Source organism: Allobosea sp. CER48 (assembly GCF_044752385.1).
Classification (GTDB): Bacteria; Pseudomonadota; Alphaproteobacteria; order Rhizobiales; family Beijerinckiaceae; genus Allobosea.
In genome coordinates, this window is record NZ_JBIWYK010000669.1 from 1 (window position 1) to 1,344 (window position 1,344).

3 protein-coding genes are annotated in these 1,344 nt (G+C 62.8%); all 3 read right to left on the minus strand.

What is annotated here, in order from left to right; all coding sequences use genetic code 11:
- Positions 1–219: DUF6328 family protein (locus tag ACIPIA_RS16425; protein WP_400511043.1), on the minus strand; the 219-nt coding region annotated here is incomplete at its 3' end.
- A complete protein-coding gene (locus ACIPIA_RS16430) occupies positions 204–794 on the minus strand; it encodes a DUF6328 family protein (protein ID WP_400511044.1) in 591 nt (196 codons plus the stop codon). The genes ACIPIA_RS16425 and ACIPIA_RS16430, both read right to left, overlap by 16 nt.
- Positions 795–801: 7 nt before the next feature.
- Positions 802–1,344 (minus strand): phosphatase PAP2 family protein (locus ACIPIA_RS16435; RefSeq protein WP_400511045.1); only part of this gene is annotated, 543 nt, incomplete at its 5' end.

The window sequence follows — 1,344 nt, forward strand, 5'->3', positions numbered from 1 at the left end:
GACGATCTTGGAAACGACAAGGTAGGTATCGGTGGCGAGGCCCAGGGCAAGCAGCACGGTTGCAATCAGAAGGAGACGGCTCGCCAGGCGCTGAAATTCCGGTTCGTTACGACCGGCATAGACGAGGCGGTGATACGCGGCGGGCGCAATGAGCAGCGCCGTCGACAATGCAATCAAGGCCAGGGCAGCGCCGTGCGTCACCTTCAGGTTTGACGACAACTGCTGGAAAGCGTTGCTAAGGACGATGGCGAGCTGAAATCCCAGAAGCGCCTGCGCCCCGGGAGGACGACGCGAGCTTCCGTCAAAACATAGTCGATCTTGGCGTCGAGAGGGGTTTTCGTGTCGGAGGTCGACATGTCTTCATCCTCGTGCGGACGGTGAACGAGTACGGGTCCGAACCAGATTGCCAGCGGCAGTACGACGCCCAGGAGGGGAGCGGCGATTCCGGCGGCAGGGCCGCCGATCCGCATTCCCGCGATGCCCAGATCGAGGCCGATCGCGATGGCGAAGATCGGCAAGGTGGCGAGGGATACACGGGTGAGAAATCGGATGAACTGCTGACTGGCTTCGCCGTCTTCGGCAATTCGGTGATGGGCGCTTGGAGTGATGAGCAACCCGACTACGAGGATGATCAAGCCGAGTACGGCGACCTCGGTCGTCTTCTCCCCGCTCGAAATGGCCGGGAAGCCGTCCTGGAATGGCGCCTGGAACTGGAAGCCTAGGAGAATCTGAGCGCCCAGCATCAGCATGCGGGATTCGTCGAGGGCGGTCTTCGTGCGATCGGCGAGCGCCATAGCGGGCCTACGCCTCCGGCGCTCGATCGATGGCGTGCAGGAGGTTCTCGATCGCGATCCCGAGGCTCTCCCCAACCACGACGTCGCTGAGCCAGTGAGCAAGCAGGACAACCCGGGTCATCGCGAGGCACGTCGTTAGGCCCCAGATCAGAATTCGTTGCCGCGGCGCCAACCGGGAAAGTGCGGAAGCAAGGGCTCCCATGTGGACCGCATGTCCAGACGGAAAAGCGTCGAATGCCTTTCCCGAGCGCGGAACGCCATGGCGGTCCCCGTGGATTTCGCGGCGATCGGGTCGCTCCTGATCGACGACGCCCTTCAAGAGATGAGGCAGTATCGCCGTCGTCATCATGGTCAGGAGAAGGTGGTTGGCACGGCGGGCCCGGGACGCTCCGCCACCGCGCGAAAGCAGCCAACACAGCGATACCGCCGGCAGAAGCAGGCGCTCATCCGCTCCGAAGGTCAGCCATTGCAACGGTCTTTCGAACCGTCGGGATCTGTTGCGCGCGATGAGCTCGGCCACCAGGCGATCACTATCGAGAGCTGAAAGCTG